The sequence below is a fragment of the Microcoleus sp. S13_B4 genome (assembly GCF_036700885.1).
In the GTDB taxonomy this organism is placed as follows: domain Bacteria; phylum Cyanobacteriota; class Cyanobacteriia; order Cyanobacteriales; family Microcoleaceae; genus Microcoleus.
The window spans coordinates 40,612-61,836 of the sequence record NZ_JAUBPU010000014.1; the positions used below are offsets into that span (position 1 = coordinate 40,612).

The 21,225-nt window shown below is 46.6% G+C and carries 17 protein-coding genes and 1 pseudogene; 10 read left to right on the plus strand and 8 right to left on the minus strand.

The window, feature by feature from the left end:
* Positions 1 to 42: 42 nt before the first annotated feature.
* The 3 genes from QT994_RS10990 (at position 43) to QT994_RS11000 (ending at position 7,301) form a co-directional block, all read left to right on the plus strand.
* Positions 43 to 2,598, plus strand: coding sequence for a DHH family phosphoesterase (locus QT994_RS10990; RefSeq protein ID WP_333174369.1), 2,556 nt, complete (start codon positions 43 to 45; stop codon positions 2,596 to 2,598).
* 348 nt (positions 2,599 to 2,946) lie between these two features.
* A complete protein-coding gene (locus QT994_RS10995; protein WP_333174371.1) occupies positions 2,947 to 5,250 on the plus strand; it encodes a serine/threonine phosphatase in 2,304 nt (767 codons plus the stop codon).
* Positions 5,251 to 6,059: 809 nt separating this feature from the next.
* Complete coding sequence (locus QT994_RS11000; RefSeq protein WP_333174374.1) at positions 6,060 to 7,301, plus strand: protein kinase domain-containing protein; 1,242 nt, start codon at positions 6,060 to 6,062, stop codon at positions 7,299 to 7,301.
* 172 nt (positions 7,302 to 7,473) lie between these two features.
* Here QT994_RS11000 and QT994_RS11005 read toward each other — a convergent pair whose 3' ends face one another.
* Positions 7,474 to 7,692, minus strand: a complete 219-nt coding sequence (locus QT994_RS11005) for a DUF4327 family protein (protein ID WP_006631282.1) — start codon at positions 7,690 to 7,692, stop codon at positions 7,474 to 7,476.
* A 651-nt stretch (positions 7,693 to 8,343) separates the two neighbouring features.
* Between QT994_RS11005 and QT994_RS11010 the strand changes: the two genes are divergently transcribed.
* On the plus strand, positions 8,344 to 9,324 hold the full coding sequence (locus QT994_RS11010) for an aspartate carbamoyltransferase catalytic subunit (protein ID WP_333037021.1): 981 nt from the start codon (positions 8,344 to 8,346) through the stop codon (positions 9,322 to 9,324).
* Between the two features lie 137 nt (positions 9,325 to 9,461).
* Here QT994_RS11010 and QT994_RS11015 read toward each other — a convergent pair whose 3' ends face one another.
* Complete coding sequence (locus QT994_RS11015; protein ID WP_333174377.1) at positions 9,462 to 9,836, minus strand: SH3 domain-containing protein; 375 nt, start codon at positions 9,834 to 9,836, stop codon at positions 9,462 to 9,464.
* 634 nt (positions 9,837 to 10,470) lie between these two features.
* Between QT994_RS11015 and QT994_RS11020 the strand changes: the two genes are divergently transcribed.
* From QT994_RS11020 to QT994_RS11030, 3 genes are all read left to right on the plus strand, one after another.
* The gene (locus QT994_RS11020) at positions 10,471 to 10,962 is read left to right on the plus strand and encodes a molybdenum cofactor biosynthesis protein MoaE (protein ID WP_333174478.1); all 492 of its coding nucleotides are present in this window, start codon (positions 10,471 to 10,473) and stop codon (positions 10,960 to 10,962) included.
* 115 nt (positions 10,963 to 11,077) lie between these two features.
* The gene (locus QT994_RS11025; protein WP_006631278.1) at positions 11,078 to 11,737 is read left to right on the plus strand and encodes a sigma-70 family RNA polymerase sigma factor; all 660 of its coding nucleotides are present in this window, start codon (positions 11,078 to 11,080) and stop codon (positions 11,735 to 11,737) included.
* Positions 11,738 to 11,876: 139 nt separating this feature from the next.
* Positions 11,877 to 12,482: a zf-HC2 domain-containing protein gene (locus QT994_RS11030; RefSeq protein WP_333174380.1), complete on the plus strand. Its 606-nt coding sequence runs from the start codon at positions 11,877 to 11,879 to the stop codon at positions 12,480 to 12,482.
* Positions 12,483 to 12,651: 169 nt separating this feature from the next.
* Here QT994_RS11030 and QT994_RS11035 read toward each other — a convergent pair.
* Both QT994_RS11035 and QT994_RS11040 read right to left on the minus strand, forming a co-directional pair.
* Positions 12,652 to 12,909 (minus strand): annotated as a pseudogene (locus QT994_RS11035) (NACHT C-terminal helical domain 2-containing protein); the annotation flags it as partial.
* Positions 12,910 to 12,930: 21 nt separating this feature from the next.
* Positions 12,931 to 15,180 (minus strand): NACHT domain-containing NTPase, encoded by a 2,250-nt coding sequence (locus QT994_RS11040; protein ID WP_333174385.1) that lies wholly within the window; start codon positions 15,178 to 15,180, stop codon positions 12,931 to 12,933.
* A gap of 542 nt (positions 15,181 to 15,722) precedes the next feature.
* Here QT994_RS11040 and QT994_RS11045 point away from each other — a divergent pair.
* On the plus strand, positions 15,723 to 15,965 hold the full coding sequence (locus QT994_RS11045; RefSeq protein WP_333174387.1) for an ATP-binding protein: 243 nt from the start codon (positions 15,723 to 15,725) through the stop codon (positions 15,963 to 15,965).
* A gap of 57 nt (positions 15,966 to 16,022) precedes the next feature.
* A complete protein-coding gene (locus tag QT994_RS11050; protein WP_333174389.1) occupies positions 16,023 to 16,742 on the plus strand; it encodes a response regulator transcription factor in 720 nt (239 codons plus the stop codon).
* 20 nt (positions 16,743 to 16,762) lie between these two features.
* Here QT994_RS11050 and QT994_RS11055 read toward each other — a convergent pair whose 3' ends face one another.
* Positions 16,763 to 17,167 (minus strand): gamma-glutamylcyclotransferase, encoded by a 405-nt coding sequence (locus QT994_RS11055; protein WP_333174391.1) that lies wholly within the window; start codon positions 17,165 to 17,167, stop codon positions 16,763 to 16,765.
* Between the two features lie 120 nt (positions 17,168 to 17,287).
* On the opposite strand from QT994_RS11055, the gene QT994_RS11060 reads away from it, so the two are divergent.
* Entirely contained in the window at positions 17,288 to 17,887 is a 600-nt protein-coding gene (locus QT994_RS11060) for a glyoxalase-like domain protein (RefSeq protein ID WP_333174394.1), read from the plus strand.
* Positions 17,888 to 18,016: 129 nt separating this feature from the next.
* Here the strand turns inward: QT994_RS11060 and QT994_RS11065 are convergent, their stop codons facing one another.
* From QT994_RS11065 to QT994_RS11075, 3 genes are all read right to left on the minus strand, one after another.
* Complete coding sequence (locus QT994_RS11065) at positions 18,017 to 19,294, minus strand: bifunctional sterol desaturase/short chain dehydrogenase (RefSeq protein ID WP_333174396.1); 1,278 nt, start codon at positions 19,292 to 19,294, stop codon at positions 18,017 to 18,019.
* A gap of 73 nt (positions 19,295 to 19,367) precedes the next feature.
* Positions 19,368 to 19,991, minus strand: coding sequence for a restriction endonuclease subunit R (locus QT994_RS11070; RefSeq protein ID WP_333174398.1), 624 nt, complete (start codon positions 19,989 to 19,991; stop codon positions 19,368 to 19,370).
* A 121-nt stretch (positions 19,992 to 20,112) separates the two neighbouring features.
* Entirely contained in the window at positions 20,113 to 21,009 is an 897-nt protein-coding gene (locus QT994_RS11075) for a polysaccharide deacetylase family protein (RefSeq protein ID WP_333174400.1), read from the minus strand.
* Positions 21,010 to 21,225 lie beyond the last annotated feature (216 nt).

Here is a 21,225-nt window from a genome sequence, read left to right on the forward strand (position 1 = left end):
CCCCGGAGCGATCGGTGGTCACAATCTAAAATCTAAAATCGAATGGCAGAAACCCCTCAAAACTGGCAAAATCAACCCTTACTCCAACCCCCAGCTTGGCTGATCCAAGCTGTCAGGAACCACGCACCAGAGCTCCCCGGAAACTATGCCGCCACACTTCTCTGGTATAGAGGAATTCAAAACCCCGAACAAATACCCGGTTTCTTAAATCCCAAACTTTACCAACCAGCAAGCCCCTTTGAATTCGGACTAGAAATGAACTGGGCGATAGAAAGAATCCAGCAAGCACGAAACAGCGCAGAAAAAGTCGCAATTTGGGGAGACTTCGACGCCGACGGCATTACCTCAACCTCCGTTTTGTGGGATGGACTAGGAGAATTTTTTACTCAAAACGACCAATTAACTTATTACATTCCCAATCGCTTAACCGAATCTCACGGACTCAATACCTCGGGAATAGACGCATTAGCCAAATCGGGAATTAGCTTAATTATTACCTGCGATACGGGCAGTACAAACATCGCCGAAATCGAATATGCCACCAGCTTAAACATCGATACAATTGTCACGGATCATCATACATTACCGGACGATCGCCCGCCAGCTACAGCCATTATCAATCCCCGCTACTTTCCCCCAAACCACCAACTATTTAACCTTTCAGGAGTGGGAGTAGCTTACAAATTAGTTGAAGCATTATATCAACTATTGCCGGATATTCCGCAGCGCCAGCTCACAGATTTATTAGAATTAGTAGCGATCGGCTTAATTGCCGATTTAGTTCAACTTACAGGAGACAGCCGCTACCTAGCACAAATCGGCATCCAACAACTGCAAAAACAAATCGCAAACCCCACTCGCCCAGGAGTTGCAAAATTGCTCGAACTGTGCAAAAGATCGGGCGATCGCCCAACCGACATTTCCTTCGGACTCGGCCCCCGAATCAACGCCGTCAGCCGCATTCAAGGTGACGCCAGCTTCTGCGTAGAACTCCTCACCAGCCGCGACAAAAAACGCTGCGAAGAACTAGCAAATTTAACCGAAATTGCCAACTCCCGGCGCAAATCTTTACAAAAAGATGTTGCTAAAGATGCCGCCAACAAATTATCCAAACTCGACCTTTCAACTACTAGCGTCATCGTCCTCAGCGACCCCCAATGGCCCGTAGGAGTATTGGGATTAGTAGCGGGACAAATCGCCCAAGAATACGGCCGCCCCGTGATTTTATTCAGCACAGAAGGAAGCGAAGAAATTAACGAAAATTTCCCGGAAACGCAATTTACCTCTTTCTTAGATTCAGAATCACCAACACTTTCCCCATCGAAAATTGCCAGGGGTTCGGCGCGTTCCGCCAATCAAATTGACCTTTACCAATTAGTCAAAGACCAAGCGCATTTATTGCACAGATTTGGTGGTCATCCCTTCGCCGCCGGATTGAGTCTGCCTGTGGAAAATATCCCCCTATTTACCGATGCGGTAAATCAGCAACTGCGACAACAATACAGTACAGATAGTTTAACAGCAGCCCCCGTTCAAGCCGACTTAAAAATTACTGTCTCCGAATTAGGCAAAGACTTATTTCAAGAACTAAAATTGCTCGAACCGTGCGGTATGGGCAACCCCGCACCCAAATTGTTGATTGAAAACTGCTGGTTTGACAATCTCTGGAATCAAAAAATTAAGGATTTGAAAGGGCAAAAAGTAGAATATATCAAAACAGAATTTACAATTAGGGACGAATCTAGCGATACGGGATTTCCCGGCATTTGGTGGGGACATAATCAAAACGAAGTTCCCCAAGGCCGCTGCGATGTTACCGTCGAACTCGATTTTAATACTTACAAATCGCGGTATGAAGTGCGTCTCGTAGCACTGCGGGAACGCACGGAAGACAACCCAATCAATTCGCTGACTAAAATAGATTGGATCGTAGACTGGCGCAATACAAATAACGATGAAGAGTTGTTAGCAGCCAGCACAAACTTAGAAACTCCAATGCCGATCGAGAATCTAGTTTACAATTCCGAAATGGTCGATCGCGAAAACTCGATCGTCCTCAAAGAATGCCCCGCAAGCTGGGACGAACTGCGGATCTGGTTTCGGCAAGCACAGCACACTCAGAAAAAACTCGCGATCGCCTACACATTACCCCCACTCGTACCCCCACAGCAAATCTGCCAACAGCTAATCGGCATCGCCAAATACCTCAGCCGCACAAAAAAACCAGTCACCAGACAGCAACTCCGCCAAAAACTCGGCATCAGCGACACCTCCCTGCAACTGGGGTTCAAAACCCTAACATATCTCGGTTTCAAAATCAATTATCGCGATCGAGCTTTCCACATCACCAGACAACCCGAAACCGCACAGCAGGAAGACGCCCCAGAGCAAATCCCCCAACAGTTATTACATAGCCAATCCATCCAATCCTCAGTGCCAAATTCCCCCATCGCCGCACGTTTTGCAGCGCAATTCCTAGCAGCAGTCTCCGAAGAACAATTCCGGCGGAAATATTTCTGTGAAGTACCCCTTTCCACCATTGTGTCGATCGCCCGAGAGACCGTTTTCCAAGAAGATTCTACAGCAAATCTTTTCTAACTGATATCTGCCACCATTGTTAAGCATAGGCAAGATGAGAGTTCCACTCATGAGATAACTTTTCTTGTGGGGCCCGCGCTCGCTCGCGGCGGTGGAGCTGGCTTTCTCGCCTGTGAAGTGAGAGAGGTTGTTGTAGATGTGGCTTAGAGGCCTATTCCTGACACGGATGCAACATCTCAGTTCTAAGAAATATCTTACTTCTGAATTCATCCCGATAAAATAAGGCATAGGGCAATGAGAGTTATCCGTTGCCAGTCAGGCCCAAAACTCATAACTCCTAGCTCACAAGCCAAAACCCAAAACTCCCCACCGCCAAACTCGATCGCCCATCTCCAATTTAAAACCCCTATGCTTCTCTGTCCCCGCTGCCAATTTGAAAATCCCAATCCAAACAAGTTTTGTCAACAATGCGGAAATTCCCTAATTTACAAACCTTGCCACGAATGCGGTGCCCAAGTCGCTTTTAGCGCCAAAGAATGTCAGAATTGCGGCGTCGCAACAGGTCAAGTGTGGCGGGCCATTATCTGCGGTCGATCGAATTTTCCAGCAGTCGAGGCAGACGAGTCCACCCTACCCCCAGCCGAGTTTCCGCAAAAACCCGACATAATTCCACAAACTACATCGCCCCAAAACTCTGCTGAACCAATCACAGACGCCATTAAAACAGAAATCACCACCCCAGCCGAACCCCCAATAGCAGTCGCATCAACTTCTCCACAGCCAAGCGACGGCGAATTCAGCAGCACAGAAAGTGACGCTGTGGTAGCCGTGGGGGCGATCGCACCAGCATCCTTTCAAACAACCGAAAAAAGCTCTACTACAGCACCAGAGCGCGAAATAACCCCATCTGAGGCGAATTTTACAACCGCACCACAGCCTAAACAAATCCAGGAAGCAACAGAGAACTCCGACAGCGCAAACATAGCTGACATCTCCCCCCCATCTCCAGAATTCCCCGTCGCCAATTCAGAATATTTAATCCCTTCCCAGCAAGCAGGAGCTTATTTAGACACTCAGCAGCGTTACCAACTCCTAGAAACCGTGCCGCCGAGAAAACGCTCCGACACAGTAGAAGTAACAGTATTGGACTGTCAGCCGCTGGAAATGTCACCCCTCAAAGCCATGCTAGCAGCCAACTCTGCCAGCGTCGCCAGACGAACATCCCCCTACACCGCAGTAATCAAAGGTGGAGAAAATTCAACCAATTCCGCTTTAGCAGAGCTTTGCCAAGGCATAGCTGAACCTTATCTGGCACTCCGGTGGCAATTCTCTCAAAACCTGCCAGTCATTCACGATAGCTGGTCAGACAACGAACAGGCAGTGCTGCTGCTAGAAGACTGCTCCCAATGGCCGCTGCTGGTAGAACGGTGGAATCAACCCGAAACTTCCATCCAGCAAATTTTATACTGGCTACACGAAATGACAGAACTGTGGGCTGCCCTAGAACCCTGGCGCTGTCGGCAAAGCTTGTTGGAACTGACTAATTTGCGAGTCAACCCCGACTCTTCCTTTTCCTTGGCTTCTTTGCGGCTGCAATACCTCTATCCCGAACCCGCCGGCTCAAACCTGCAACTGGTAGATTTGGGGCAACTGTGGCAGGTGATATTTAGCCAGTCCGATCATCGCACTCAGTTTGGCGCATTGCTCGAACTCCTGCAACAAATGTACAGAGGCGAGATTAACACAATAGAAGAATTGCGATCGCGCCTAGAAACAGTTCCCCTCGAACTCCAACCCGCACCTTCACCAAGCTCAACCCCGACGCGCAGGCATTACCGCAGCCCCGACGAGTCCCCCCCCGAGGTTGGCGAAGTCTTAACCCAGCCCATGCCTCTCCAGATTTACAGCTTAGAAGACGCAGGCCTCACCGATGTTGGCCGCACGCGCGACCACAACGAAGACTTCTTCAGCATCTGGACTCAGCTCAACAAACTCGAAAGCTCCTTCGGTCGCATCTTTCAAACCAAAGGGCTTTACATTCTCTGCGACGGCATGGGCGGACACGACAGCGGAGAAGTAGCCAGTCAACTAGCGGCTGAAACCCTCAGAGAATTCTTTCAAACCAGTTGGGAAAATCAACTACCTCCGGCAGACACCATCCGCGAGGGAGTGCTGCTAGCCAACAAAGCCATCTTTGAAATCAATCAAAAGGACGGACGCTCCGGCAGCGCCCGCATGGGTACAACTCTAGTCGCAGTCTTAGTTCAAGACACCCAATTCGCCGTTGCCCACGTCGGCGACAGCCGCCTCTACCGACTGAGAAAGGGACAAACCCTAGAAAAAATTACCTCAGACCACGAAGTAGGGCAGCGCGAAATTAAGCGCGGGGTTGACCCTGAAACTGCTTATGCCCGTCCTGACGCCTATCAACTAACTCAAGCCCTCGGCCCGCGAGACAGTAATTTTCTCAAGCCTGACGTGCAGTTTTTAGACTTGTCCGAAGATACCTTATTAATTTTGGCTTCCGACGGCCTGACAGATAATGATTTGTTGGAAACTCACTGGCAGAACACTCTCGAACCCCTTTTCAATCCCCAAGCTGATCTCGACCAGGGAGTTGCCCAGTTGATTGAACTGGGTAACAAACGCAACGGTCACGACAATATCACGGCAATTATCATTCGGGCGCAGGTAGGCGCATTTCGATTTTAGAATTTGGATGCTGCCAACTTTTTCCAAGGTAGCGTCTTTCCCCCGTGACTGCCTGGGTTAAACCTGCAATTGTTGCAGAGAAAAAAAACAGCTTCTGCCGTTTCTGGGCAAGGCTTTACTGCTCGCTCTGTTTTTAGGTATCCGGTGTTAAAACAGCTTCGGTTTGAGTGTTAAAAAACTGATTACAGACCCATACGATTGCAGAAAAGCTTTGGAGGACAAACCATTTATCCGTAGCTTTAATTTTGAGACTCGGTTCAGGGAATCTCCTGAAAAAAGTAGCTTGATAGTAAGTGGATTGATCATATTTGAAAGAGCTTTCACTTACAGAAAGAGTTAGTCTAATGAAAAAATTTAAACTAAAATGAAGTGAGGCAGCAGGTGGGCTGATGCGAAATCTGTTTTATACCCGATCGCTATCGGGGCAATGTGGTATAGGCGGGAATAGCCCGCCCTACATGATGTCGGACGTAAATCACAACCTCCTGCAACATCAAATTTACGTAAAAGTTTAGCGATAGTTTACCTAGTTTTTGTATTTTCAAGTGTTAAATCGATCGACTGTGTTTTCATGAGCGATCGACCCCTATGAATTTTGAGGGATAATTGTTTCCCAAAAACTATTTATAACTTAATTGTTTATGGAATCTTTAATCACAATCAGGATATTATAAAGTTTTAGTGAAACTCACCTGTGAAGCTCATAATTAATTTTTAATTTCTAATTTTTCAAAGCCCTACGCCCCTAATCTGTAAATTCCCGCCAACTCTCACTGCCACATCAGGGAGTTCAACCACATCAATCAAAAATGCTGCTGACTCTTTTAGATCCTGACAAACAGACCCCCCTGCAACAGTGGAGTTTCGAGAGCGAATCCATTATTCGCATCGGCCGCTCTCCTGAAAATCACGTTGTGATCCCCAATGCTCTAGTGTCGAGGCAGCATCTGGAATTGCAAAGAGTTAATAGCGGCACGTCGAGTCAGTGGTATTTAGTCAATTCCGGGACAAATGGGACTTTGGTTAACGGTATTCTGATGTCTCAGGGTTGGATATCGGACGGTGCCCTGATCCAGTTGGCGCGGGGGGGCCCAATTCTGCATTTCCAAGTGGTTACTATTGAACTCGGTGGCAAGATTGAGGCGAACTCCACCGTCAATCTCGTGGCACCGAGGTGTACCCACGCGGGAAACCCGCCGGGGAATTTATTCTGCATCCACTGCGGGGAACCGATTAAAGTCGATCGCACGGTGCGCCACTACCAAGTGCTGAGAACTTTGGGCCAAGGCGGTATGGGGACAACGACTTTAGCCTGGGATCGAGAGAAAGCGAAAGCTCAACAACCCGGAAGTTCCCCCGCAGCTTCTCTGGTAGTCCTCAAGGAAATGAATGCTGATATGGCTCAAATCGCCAAAGCTCAAGAACTGTTTGAACGTGAAGCTAAAACTCTCAATGCCCTCCACCATCCGGGAATTCCTCAGTTTTTTGACTTCTTTGTGGAAGGTGGCAAAAAATACTTGGTGATGGAAATGCTCCATGGCGAGGATTTAGAAAAACGCATCTACAACCGCGGGCCTGTTCCTCCCCAACAAGCAATAGAGTGGATGATCCAAACCTGTGAGGTTTTGGACTACATTCACTCTCAAAAACCCCCGATCGTCCACCGGGATATTAAACCTGCTAATTTGCTGGTGCGCCACCGCGACAATTGCATTACAGTGCTGGATTTTGGAGCCGTTAAAGAAATCGGCACTCCTCCAGGGACTCGCATCGGCGTTGAAGGCTACACCGCACCAGAACAAGACCGGGGACAGCCTCTCCCTCAGTCGGATTTATATGCTATTGGGCCTACTTTGATTTTTTTGCTGACGGCCCAAAGCCCTCAAAACTTTTACGGGAAAATAGCTGGAGGTTACGGGTTTAAGCTCGAAAATATCCCGACCATCGCCCCCAAGCTGCGAGATACCATTTTGCGAACCACGGCAGCTAAGCCTGGGGATCGCTTTCAAACTGCTCAACAATTAGCTAGAGCTTTAGCAGCTTCGGTTTAACCAAAGTCAGAAGTTAAAACTCAAAAGCCAAAAGCCAAAAGTCACAAGTCATTAGGAAGAGCGCAAAGGGAAGAGGGAAGAGGGAAGAAGCTAGCAACGGAAATTTATGAAAGAAAATTTACCCGATCGCCTCGAAATTTCTCTCCGACACCCCAGTCCTTCGTCTCCTCTGTTATTCTTCGTCCCAAGCTTCTACAGCTATCAACTCGCTCACGGGGTCTTGCATAGAAAAATCAAACTCTAACAATTGCTGTTTCCAATACGGCCATTCGTCGCCGTAAAGTAGAGCAATTTTCCAAATACTGTCTGTCGGCTTGATAATGTCAGACGTGACGAGAGAATGCACCTGACGCTGGAACTTAACCATCGGCTGTATAACCTGCTGGCTCATAATACCTCTTGAATTGTTTAAATCTTGTGTAATTACCACTTCCCAGCTCTCACTTTTTACCGCAGTTTCGCCAAGAACAGTCTCGCCAAGATACGTGTAGATTTTTGTCGGGAAGCTACATATTCAACTTGTATCTTAACAGAGTTTGTTTTGACAAGGGCCTATAAGCAGGACTGAAGAGTCAAGACCGACTTCAAAGAATTAATCATCTTTAAAATGTCCCGCTATATGCTGTCGATCGACAGTGGGAGGTTGGCCGCCTCGATTGTTTCCACATCGTTGTTTCCACATAGTGGTAGATGCAAGGGCTACGTTCGGCTTGTTCTTGACAAGGCTGAGTTTGCGTAGGAGAAACTGCAACTACTGCGCTTTCGCTGCTACAGCGTAATTTCCGCTTTCCTGCGGGTAAACCACACGTGTTTCACCTTCGACGCTGGGTTCGCTGTGAGAGTGGGGTCTGAGCTACATAAACTGATTATAACTCTACTGACCGCAAAAGCGATCAAAAATTGTTGGATACTGTTGATTGCCACCCCTAAATGTCGATCGAACATTCTAGGCTGGCCCACGTGGGCCAGCAGGCAAGTTTCAAACCCATCGTCCGTCTTGATTCAATAAATCTAAAATCTAAAATCTAAAATCTAAAATTGTATGACTTGGACAAGGCGACACATTCTCACTCTGGCTGATTTTACCTCGGACGAATACGATACGGTGCTGCAAACAGCAGCCAGTTTTCGGGAGGTGCTCGGCCGCCGCACGAAGAAAGTGCCGGCCCTGCAGGGTCAAGTGGTCGCGAATTTGTTTTTTGAACCTTCTACCCGGACTCGTAATAGTTTTGAGTTGGCGGCGAAGCGGCTGTCGGCGGATACGCTAAATTTTACCCCGGGAAGTTCTTCTCTGACGAAGGGGGAGACTATTCTGGATACGGCTAAGACTTATCTGGCGATGGGAACGGATTTGATGGTAATCCGGCACGAACAAGCGGGAGTTCCCAGCACCATTGCTTCGGAAATGGATCGATTGGGTTCGAGAGTCAGCGTTCTGAATGCTGGAGACGGCCAGCACGAACACCCATCGCAAGGTTTGCTAGACTTATTTACTATTTGTGCTCTGTTAGATACCGAACGTCCGCGGCTGGAACTTTTAGCGGGCAAAAAAATTGCTGTGGTGGGCGATATCTTGCATTCGCGGGTGGCTAGGTCTAATATTTGGAGTCTAACGGCTTCTGGGGCAGAGGTTCATTTGGCAGGGCCCCCGACTTTGCTGCCGCTGTTGTTTGCTGAGTGTGGCGATGGTAGGGAAGGCAAATTATTTTTGCACTGGCAGCTTGAACCTGCTTTGGCTGATGCTGATTTTGTGATGACTTTGCGGCTGCAAAAGGAACGGATGAGCGACCATTTACTGCCGAGCTTACGAGAGTATCATTCTTTGTACGGGATTACGCGCGATCGGCTCAAACTCTGCAAGCCGGATGTGAAGGTGTTGCACCCAGGCCCGGTTAACCGCGGCGTGGAAATTAGTTCGGATTTGATGGATGATGCCCAGTTTAGCCTGATTTCTCAGCAAGTTACCAGCGGTGTGGCGGTGCGGATGGCATTACTTTATCTAATCGGCGGCGGTAAAGTTTAGGCTGTTAGTTGTTAGTAATGGATTTCGGATATTCGATTATTTTCAGGAGCGATCGCCTCTTTACAATAATCGTTACCCAGTATGGCCGGGTAACGATTAAAACTCTTTCTAGAAATTTAAATTGCTCTAGTTAAGAGTTAGGAGAGCCAGGAGGTTGACACCCAGCCGCCACCTTCCAGTTGAGCCCAGCCGTTTCTGTAACGACCGGTCAATGCCACATTGTCTCCATCGTATAACTTGCCGATGACATGAGAACAGCCATCGGGGCGGTGGCGGATATTTAGTCGGCCGCCGTTGGTGGCAACTTCGGCGTAGCTGTGACGGCTGTGGCCGCCGCAGTGACTGTAGCCGCAACTTGCCTGCGCTTCACCACCGACACCCAGAACAGATAGAGCTACTGCCATACCTGCAACGCCTACCCATGCAGAATTAGGAATTTTCAATTCCAGTTGGACTTCGGACTCTGGAGATTCATAAGCAACAAAAGAGTGGCTCAATGCTAGTGCTTCCATAGTTTCCTCGTGATTGTTGTTAACATTTGTTGGTGCAGACTCAGGTCGAAACCTCAATTAACAGCCCAAACCATTAACTTCTGTTTCAGAAAAGGCACAAGAGGGCGTTACGGTCTTGCTTTGGCTGAGTAGTCGCCAATTTTCCTGAATCCTGCACAGGTATATCATGCCATCTAAGTAGCTTTCCGGAACAAAAAAATAAATAAAGTTTACATCTGCTGCTTAAAGATTTGGGCTAGGAGGATTAACTAGGAAGGCAGAATTAAACTTAACTGTGTCATTCAAAAGGGAAGAAAGTAATCGTTTGAGGTTTGAGATTGCTTGTACTGAGTGACGAATGACACTACTTATTGGGTGTGCTTATTTATTGAGTTGCTACAGCAATATGGGCAGTTAATTTGATCCAAAAAGCATCCGGCTCGTCTTGAAGCACGGTATTAATTGGGTTTTGGTGAGTCATATTGTAGCCGATCGCACTCGTGCAGAAGTTGGGGGCAATGGCGTCTGATCCTCACCCGTGCTACGAGATGGGTCTCAACATTAGCCGCCCCGTTTCCCGGACAAGGATGCAAGATCGATCGCGACTTGATTTGTGTCAAGATCAATTAACTTCTCCACCACCACTTCTTTGGCAATGAAATCTAGCGCTGCACTTTCGATCGGCACAATTCCTCAATGCCATGAATCAGACAGCTTCGCCATTACCATAGCGCCGTTGTCTGTAGAGGAAATATACGCTTTGGCAGATGACCCCGCGAACGGAGCCGTGGTAATGATGAGCGGTACAGTCCGCAACCAAACTGACGGTCAAGCTGTAGTTTCCCTAGAGTATCAAGCCTACGAACCGATGGCCGTGCGAGTATTCCAGCAAATCGCTACGGAAATCCGCCGCCAGTGGGCCAATGTCAATCGGGTCGCCATTCACCACCGCGTCGGACACTTGCAGGTTGGAGAAATCAGCGTACTGGTGGCTGTTGGCTGTCCCCACCGGGACTCAGCCTTTGCAGCTTGCCAGTACGCCATAGATACGCTCAAACACAACGTACCGATTTGGAAAAAGGAACATTGGGCCGACGGTTCTAGCAGTTGGGTTAGTATAGGAGCGTGCGAGGTTGTCGGGCATTAGTAAGCAGTCATTGACTGTCTGATGACTCAAGCCGATCGCAGTTTCCGAGGGCGGGAACCAATCGCGATCTGCTAACGTCAAAAAATGTGGAATGTTCGATGAGCCAATTCCACCGATGAGCGACTTTATTTCCGTGTCCTGGTCTGCGGTTGTGGCGACCGTTCAAAGAGTGCAATTGCCAGCCGAAAAACTCTCTAATTATGACTTGGTATTGCGTTGTCAGGAAGGAAATCGACCTGAGAGCACTGCCTTTTCAGAACTGTTGAAGCGGTATCAGTCCCACGTAGACAGGGTACTCTATCACTTGGCCCCTGACTGGCAAGACCGAGCAGACTTGGCTCAGGAAGTGTGGATTCGGGTCTACCGCAATATTAACCGCTTGCAAGAGCCTGTTAAATTTCGGGGCTGGCTGAGCCGCATCGCCACTAATTTGTTTTACGATGAGTTGCGGAAGCGCAAGCGGGTGCGAACTCCGCTGTCTCTCGACGTACCCCGTGCTCTGGAAGATGGCGAGGTGGATTGGGAAATTCCGGCCGACAGTCCGGGACCTGATGAAGATTTGACGACTAGAGAATTTTACGACCAGTTGCGGGTGGCGATCGCAGATTTGCCGGAAGTATTCCGCACGACAATTGTTTTGAGAGAAATAGAAGGTTTAGCCTATGAGGAAATAGCCGAAATGACCGGAGTTTCTCTGGGAACAGTCAAGTCGAGAATTGCTAGAGCTCGCCAAAGATTGCAGTTGGAATTGCAAAAATATCTCGATGGTAATTAGCAAGAGTAATTTCAGAGGCGGGTTAAGAAGATTTGGTGATATTTGCTGTGACATCAAAACTTCTCTTTTAAAATATAAATAAGCAGTAAATCATTCTAATAGCGAGTGCGTGATTCCCCAATTAGAGCAAGTGTGAAATATGAATGGTAATTTTGAATCCGATAAAAATCAGAATCAGCAAGGTGTCGGGGATTCACTCGCTGAAACTCAAGTTAACAACAATTATGCCCAGGGCAATGTAACTACTATGATGCGCGATCGATTTGAATTGCTGAGTGCCTACCTCGACGGCGAAGTGACGGCTGCAGAACGCAGGCAAGTTGAGGAATGGCTGACAAATGACCCCACTACGAAACGTTTGTACTCGCGACTGCTGATGATGCAGCGGGGTTTTCAGTCAATGCCGGTGCCTGCAGCGGAACAATCTGCACAGGAGTTGGCGGCGAAGGTTTTGCAGCGGGTGGAACGCAAGCCGAAACGGGCTTGGATTTTGGGTGGAGGTGCGATCGCAGCTTTGTTGATTGCGGTGGTGTCTGGTGTCGCTGGCGGCCGCCAATTGTTTGCTCCCCAGTTTGCTCGATCGCCCGTTCCTGCTGAATCTGACGGTTTGATTGTGGCTTTGAACGAGCCACTGGTGGAGATTGTTAATCCCAACGATTTGATGCTTGGCGTGAATGCACCTATAATGGATATTCCCAAAGTTGGTGTAGCAACCCCTCAAAAGTCATTGCCAAAGGCGCAGTAGAATTTCTGTTTTGAACAATAACGGAAGTCGCGAAGCTCCCTAAAAAAGGGGGCTTTTCGCCGTTTTTCCCAGTTTTTCAAGGTGAATATATCCTTTGACATTTTCCTGGCTTTGAATGACGTATTGTGGGGCGATCGCATCTTGATATCGGAGTAGGTAGCGAGGGGAATTAGAGCGGGCGATCGCACTTGTGATCGGTTTTTTGCAGATTTGCGATCGGCAACAGCAATGTCTCCTCAATTTCCTGCCGCACAGCAGGAGATAAATTACAACCGCTATTGAGCCCATCTACCAACAATTTATTAGCATCATAATACTTCCTCAGCAATGACTTCTGTTGTTCGCTGAAGCTCCAATTGCGACCTATATTGCGATACTTAATCATCACATTTATTAATTGCTGAGTCCAATCTCGACCTTTAGCATTCCACCACTCCCGCTCGCTTTTCTACCACTCCTGTATTCTGTTTGTATATGCTGAATCATATAGTTGGTCTCTGAGTTGTTGCAGAGATTGCTTCAATTCTGGTTCCAGATTTAAATTGAGAGTAAAGGCGAGGATAGAGAGAAGATTGCGACCTGATGCAGCAGCATAAGTATAGGGAATATTAAGGTCAATTGCATAAAACATTGCCACATCAAGAACAATATCAGTAGCCAAGTCAGAGTGGCGTTCAGTAGTCAAGCCAGAGTCACGTTCATTGTCATAATAAGAAGTAAAGTCCAAGAAAAAAAGTTCAAGGGGTGGTTTAAAGGTATGGTCAACGGCATAAGCAAGAATACGGATCAAATTTAAGTCAAAATTCAAGTTAGAACGAGGGTTACTAACGCGCTCTATCTCTCGACCCAGATAAAAAGCGCGGATAGCTGATGGTTTATAGGGAGCCTCAATGGAAAAAGATTTATTTCTTACCCACATTAGGAACTGCTGCAACTGCTCATCATCAGCGACCAGTCCATCAACTTGCTGTTTCATTGACAGTAACAAGTCATCAGCTTTTTGCAACATCCCAACTGCTAAGAACAATACTTCTCGCCAACGCTTCTCGGTTAGGTGGCTGACCAGTTTTTCCAAAGCTTGGGGAGCGGAATTTTTAACAATTTGTCTAGCAGTGAAATACTCTTGGAATGTTAGATGAGAAAACGAATAAATCCCTCTTGCCCTCTCCACTAATAATCCATGTTGTGCCTCAATCGCCTTCAGCACAACCTCACTATGGATCTCGAACTTAACGGGGTCAGTTGTGCCATCGGGCAAGTTAGCTAGATAGTCGGCAATCAATTGCTGAACTGTGTTTTTGTCAAAAAAGTAATCGCCCCGTTCAAAAGTAATAGCTGCCACAAAAGCAAGTAAATGTTGCTTGTGGGAAAAATTTAAATTACGATAAACTTCATCCCGTTGAATGCCTCTCGTTTCATCCCATTTTCTGAGCATAATTTCCAGTCCTTCCTCATACAACTTGGCTCTGTTGGATGGGAAATCTACTTTGGCTTGGAATACTAAACAAGTCAGATTAAGCAAAATTGGCGTTACTGCCAGTTCTCGGATTTGCTGATTTTTTTGCAGTTTCAGCTTCTCTACAAATTGAGAGGCTAAAGCTTTCCCTGCCTCCAGATTATGGGAAAAAGCCACAAACCAATTGAGCGCAAAGGCAGCGATTTGCTTGTTATTAAAATCGGCTACCTCAACACAGGTAAAAGCTTCGTCGTGAAATCGGTACTTAGCAGCGGCAATTCGACAGGTAATTATAAACTGATTGTTGTAATACTTTTGGACAAACTGACGAATCTGTCTGACGACTGCATCGCTATCTGATTCTGGCACTTCGTCTAAGCCGTCCAATAAAATCAAGCCTCTGCCTTGACTGAGTGCGAATTCAGTTTGTGATCGCCCCTCAACTCCGCAAGTGGCAAATTCGTCGCTGATATATTCTAATAAGTCAAAATTAGGGATTTCAGCAAAGGTTTTCAGAGGGATAAAAATCGGTATTTTGTGTGCTTCAAATTTGGCGCGATCGCACTGAATGGCAATGTGTTTCAAAAAGGTAGTTTTACCGGAACCAGGTTTGCCGAGTACCATCAATTTAGAGTGAGATTTCACCGCATCCAATCCTGGTACTCGTTTCTGGCGCACTTTGCCTAAACCCAAGCGGTTAAAGTTATCTGCATCTGGGTTGAAGTCTCTGAGTAAATCGCTAATTTCTCCCGGCTGCCAACTGGTAATTTCCTCCAAAATGTTGACTTCAACGTAGAGGTTGCTGACATCAACGGGCTGTGCAATATCCAACAGTTGCATTTTGCTGTAAAGCTGTTGGATTTTGCTGTGGCATTTTTGCCGGATCTCTTGCACTAGGGAATCAATAGGCTGTTGGCGAAAATCTCTAACCCCCCCAACCCCCCCTTGGTAAGGGGAGGCTAAAGGAGGACGATCGACAATTTCTTCCCAATTCAACTGCAAAACCGTGCAGAAAGCCTTGAAAGCATTAGCTTTAATTGGGTCTCTTCCTCCTAAAAAACGCCTCCAAGTTGGCAGCGAGAGGCCATCGGCATAGGGCCCGGCCTCTGTCCAAGTTCGATCTGGTTCTAATTTTTGACTAGCTTCTACTAGCCATCTGGGGTCTTCTATCGTCCCTCCCCTTTCTCTTCTAGCTTGCCTAATTTTTACTAATCCCTCCTCAGAGGCTTTGAGGGTCGTCATTATATAATTTACTTCTCTAATTGTCAATGTCAGTTTTCGATCAGTTTAGCGATCGCAAACTGAGTTTGTCAAGACCCCAGCAAAAAAGAGAAAATGATCCTGACAACAAATGCACGGCATAGGGGAAAAGTCAGGTATAAATCATGCCAAATTAACCCTTCAGAATGCCACTCTCTTGTGTCTCTAAAAATCACCTATTAAATGATGAGAAAGGATAGCAACATGAGAAATAATTTCAATGAAATTCCCTCCCGTGGAATAGGCATAAAACTTATTAGCAAAATTGCCGATAAGCTCAGCTATACACGCACTTCTGACCATGGCAATTGTCTGTCAATTGTGAAAGATTTCCATCCAGGTATAAGACCACCCCAACCTCCCACTAGCTCGGGTTATTTGAAGCGGGTACTTGACTTTTTAAACGCCTTTGTTTTGGGGTGGAAAAAGCAACGAACTCACCAAGTTTTTCAAACTTATAACCAGCCAATTAAAACAATTCACCTTCAACTAAATACTGACCTCAATAGTGTTGCTCAAGTTTTATGGTGGATCGAGCTAGTGTTTTGCAGCAGTGCAAACTTGCTACGATCGAAGGGTTTACGAATGCTGTTCGCCACGCTCACAAAAATCTGCCCTTTGAAACTCCCATCAACCTTGAAATAACCGTATTTAACGAACGCCTAGAACTCAAGATTTGGGATATGGGAGAGCCTTTTGACCTCCAAGCTAAGTTGATTGAAGAATTGCCAGTTATTTGGAGCGAGCTGGGATTTATGCTTGACTAAAGAGGCTGTTCTGTAATTGCCAACTTTCAAGTGATAACAAAAATAAATTTTTTGGTGATGACTACTGATACTGCTCCCAAGATTCTCGTTGTGGATGATGACCCATCCATCCGCACTCTCGTACATCGTTTTTTAACTCAGAAATATCAAGTAGATTCGGCAGCAGATGGCGAGACGGCTTTAACATTGTTTGAAAAATTCAAGCCACGGCTAGTCGTTCTTGATTGGAATTTGCCCGATACTACAGGCTATCAGCTCTGCCAAGAAATGCAGCGTCGTACTAATGTTTTTGTGGTAATCCTAAGCAGCCGCACGGACGAAGCTGATAAACTTAAAGTCCTGTCCGCCGGTGCTGATGATTATATCTGTAAACCCTTTGGTTTGGCCGAGTTGGCAATTCGTATAGAAGTGGTGTTGAGACGCATGAGGTCTGTCACTTCATCACGTATTGTATTCGATCAATTCGCGATCGATTCAGCGCGTCGGGAAGCAACACTCAACGACAAAATTATCAAGTTAACAGCCTTGGAATTTAATATTTTGTATTTTTTGGCTAGTCATTCCGGTCAATCTTGGAGTCGCCAACAGCTAATCGAAAAAATCTGGGGGTGGAACTGCAACGACACAGGAGAAGAGAAAGTTGTTAGCGTACATATCGGTCAGATTCGCAAGAAAATGATTCAAGTTGATGATACTGGAGCGCAGTTTATTAAAACTATTCGGGGTTACGGTTACAGGTTCGAGCCACCTTCGCCCCCTGCAATGGCAATTTCCTAAGCTCATCGGCATTAACTACCTTATTTGGTGAAAAACCGATTTTCCCACCTGCCGTGGGGCAGCCAGATGCCTCCTAGAGAACGAACGCGATCGGGTAACATGAAGTATGCCCAAGCCGTCCCTAGAGGTTTGAGGTGTCGATCGAAGATTTCAATTTCCTGCCGCTGATATTCGTTTTGTGTCGGTTCCCGCAGCGGATCATAGTCTTCCAGTCGGTCTAAATCGTCCAAAATAGCCGAGTTTGCGAAACAAAGGAGAAAACCGCAGACTGTGCCATCTCCGGCCATCATCGCAGGATAGCCGATCGGCAGCGCAAAAAGTTGACCGCGGGCGATCGCGGGGCAAGCATCCACAACTTTTCCTTCGCAGTAGCGGAGGTAGTTGGACTCCCCCGGTTTGAGTGTGCCGTATACAAAGACTTTCATCGGGTAGGGCTTAACCGCTAGTTTTTGCTAACATAGATGGCTAAGCTAATAGTTTAAGTCTCGCGGGCGATCGCGACTGCAATCTTCCTAAATTTCGTTGTTTACCCTTTCTTATAATTCATGACTCTAGCAGTTAGTTTTATTGCTTTTGGACTTCGGCCTTTGTACTTGAGCTCTTTTTTGCCGTCCCTGCCCCTGGACAGCTTGTTTTCGACTCAAGGAATTATGGTGATGCTGCTGGCCGCCTATGCGGGGGCGATGTGGATGTTTCTCACCAGTGCTCCGAAGGTCCACACGGTAATGGTATCGGATCTCGGACAAGCGAGGGAGTTCTATGAAGGTATGCTAAACCTGCCCGTAGCAGAAGTGCCGCTGCACTACTACTACAATTACGAGCAAACTTTGGGTACAACTGGTATTGATCCGCTGTATTTGTCGCCGAATGTCGGGAGGGCAACGAGCTCTCAAACGCTGGGCAGTCCCGAGGGTTTGTGGTATCAGTTGATGAAAAATACGCAGTTGCATATCATTAGCGGCGCTGGTGTAGGGGAAAAAAATCGCGAACGTCATGTTTGTTTCGATCGCGAGTGTTTGGATCAGCTATTGATGAGGGTACAAACTCGCGGCATTAGTTATAAAATTCGCCGGGAAAAGCCGCTGAATTTTTTGGTCAAGGATTATGACGGTCGCGTCATTGAAATGGCTGAGGTTAGTAATTAAATAATACGCGGCGGTTGAAACCGATTGTACACAAAATTTGGTCTCCACAGAGAGGGACAAAAGAATCGAAGGGGTATTACATCCCAAGTTAGAAACCCGGTTTATGTAAAAAACCGGGTTTCTTGTTCATTAATTAATCTTAGATTCAACGCTAGATTTTTCTGAAACCGCCGCTGCTTTAATCTCTGAAATCGCTTTCCGGCTGAAGAGTTGGAAGTAGAGAGAAACAAAAAACTCTTTGACTGGAAAAACGATAAAAGTCAAAGGATTAATTGTCACGATGATGTTGCGCGCATCGGCTTTAGCTTGTTTGACAACTTGCTGCGCTACCCAATCTGGAGACAGAATGCCGATCGGGTTTAAGTTGCTTTTAAACGGCCCTAAAATGAGTTTGCGAACGATGCAGGGCGCGTCCAGCCGGCGCAGGGTGACTAAATCTCCCAGGGCGCGCTTGCTGAGTTCGTACAGGGGACTGACAGCGGGAATTACTTCTGCTTCGGAAGTGTTGATCCAGACTTCTTTGCAAGCGATGTTTTCGTTAGTACGGACTGTTAAGAAAAAGAGTTCCATCAGCCGCCACGCGGAAAAAGTGTTAATTTCGTATGAGTTGGCGATCGCCTCTCCTGTTCTTTCTCCGTGTACATTAATCCCGTGATTGATGACGAGAATATCGATTTTTTCTAAAAATAGGGCTAAGTCTGCCTCTTGGCCAGCTTGCCAAGTTACGGTTTTTACAGGTAAATTTTCGCCGTCTACATCCAAAGTAATTTCCTCATTTCCAGAGGTGAGGGCGATCACTTTTGCGCCAGCTTTGTGCAGGTGTTTGAGTAGCAAACGCCCTAAAGTTCCCGATGCACCGGTGACGGCTACAGTTTTGCCTTTGAGAGAAAGTGCTGTACCCATAAGTTTATCTATTAAGGTGAAAGTACCGCAATAGTAAGCATTTTGATTGTCGAAGTGATGCCGCCAGTGATAAGGTTTATTAACTAACCACTTGCCAGGGGGAGTCAGAAAGTCTCCCGGTTGGTGGGTGATGTCGGTTAATTCGTCTGCGCCTTTGATGCCGCACCCGCGGGCGATCGCGCTCAACAAAAAGCCTAAAGTATAAATACAACCCGCTGCTGCGCCCCAGTGATATTCCGGTAGCCCAAAATAACCTACAACCCACAGCAACAAGCCTAAAACCATCATCGCCGCAGCTTCGGGCACGTCGTGACGCCAGTGTGCTTGCTTATAAATTGTCTCGCTGACGGGGGTCAAATTCGGGCGAAAAACCCGGTGATGCCAAGTGTGCAGCTTTTGCAGGGGTGCCCAATAATGGGACACGACGTGATAAAAGTCTCGTATTATTTCTGCCCAGCAGACAGAAGCTATTGCCACAGCGCCAACTATCCAGTAATTTACCATGCTCGCACCAGTTTGAAATTTGAGATATTAGATATTGTCTGCTTTGAAAGATAACTCAAAATGGCTTTTATTGCTAGTCTGAAAGTTTACTCAGGCGTTTTAAAATCTGCAACACTCGGTACAATTCATTGCCGGGGTTGGAAATAACAAATTCAGCCGATCGCGCATACTGGGGAGTTTCCCCTGTGACTAACTTCACAAAAGAGAAGTTAGCACCTGTAGAAATCATGCCAAAAGTAGGAGTTTCAGGATTGGGATCTGCCAGCATATATGTCAGGAGTTGGGCCAGTGCTTCGTCAGTTGAAAACGAAAGTTGTTTGGATTCAATTACTGTCACCCATAAGTTTGCTTTCATAATTAGAATATCTATTTTGCCTTCGATGATTCTCCCTTCGTCTTCCTCTTGAATGGCGAGCGATTTTTCGGCTTTGACTTGAAAAGGAGACTCATACAGACCGGCAATAAACAAAATGGGGCTGATGATTGTTAGCTTGACTGCATTTTCAAATACAGGCGGGGTGTCTACCAAGTTGAAGTATATGTCTTGGACGCGATCGAGCAATTGTTTTTCTGAGTCTGTTACTTCGGGTAAGTTTTCTTGCCATTCTCGGAAAAATTCGCTGTTACGAACTCGCTGCAAGCCGAAGTTATCAATTAGATAGCGGAGGTTGATGTCTCTTGATTGAATTTTTTGCATTAATTTTATCATAATTTATATGGTTGTTAATAAGTTTAGCATAATTGGATTTTTAACCGCAGATGAACGCAAATGAACGCAGATGAAATTCCGAGTAAGTTAATTTGGCTGAGGTGTCTGTTCATTGGGTTTTTCGCTCGGCAATTCGCTGTTTTTGTCCAGCTTGCATTTGCAGCAATTGCGGCACGGTGACAAAACGATATCCCTGCTGTTTGAGTTTGGGAATAATTGCAGATAGCGCCTCGACTGTTTGCTGGCGATTTCCGCCGCCGTCATGCAACAATACGATCGCCCCCGATGTAGCTTGGGATAACACGGTATGGGCGATCGCAGCGGCCGGAGGTTCCAGAAAGTCTTTAGGATCGATCGACCAGATTACGACTACATAATTTTTCTTTTTAGCGTAATCTGCCAAACCGTTATTTAAGCGGCCACCGGGAGGGCGAAACAAGAAACTTTTTGCCCCAGTCGATCGATAAATATGAACGCCAGTATTATCTATTTCATCCGATGCTGTTTTTTCGGTAACATTGTGAGAGTAGTGATGCCAAGTATGATTGCCGATCGCATTTCCCGTTTGCACAACTCTTTTAGCAATTTCTGGATACTCCCGCAAATTTGCACCCAAGCAGAAAAATGTGCCCACAACTTGGTGTTTCTGCAAAACTTCTAATATTTTCAAAGTTTCTGGCGTTGGGCCATCGTCAAATGTCAGGGCGATAACTTTTGAGTTGTTAATACTGGCTTTATAAACAATTTGGCTGCGAAATTGCACGGGCGGTGCGAAGATTAAAGGTTGTTCGGGAGGTGTGGGAGAGGGAGTTGCGGGGGGAGAAGGGGGTGTTTTTAGTTTTGGGGCTTTCAGGAGGTTGGGCGGGGAATTTTCAACGGGTGCGATCGGTATTAGCGGATTTGAATTGGCGGTTTTTCTGTTTTCCGACAACAGAGAAATTGTGATGCTCAATCCGATAAGTATAACGGTTTTAATAACCAGTTTTTTATGGCCTTTGCGATTCATCAGGTATAGAATTTATTTAGAACAATCTCATTATGCCTGATTGTTCTGCTAGCTTAAAAGTTGGGTAAATTTTTTTTTTTTGCAAAACCTCGATCGCACTAAAGCTAGACTTAGGCAGAAACCGGGTTTTTTTAGGCAAATCAATCGTGGCTAGCCACCCTTTCCGCTATCAAAACCCGGTTTCTTAATAAAAAATCTACACTTTCAGGCTCTTTC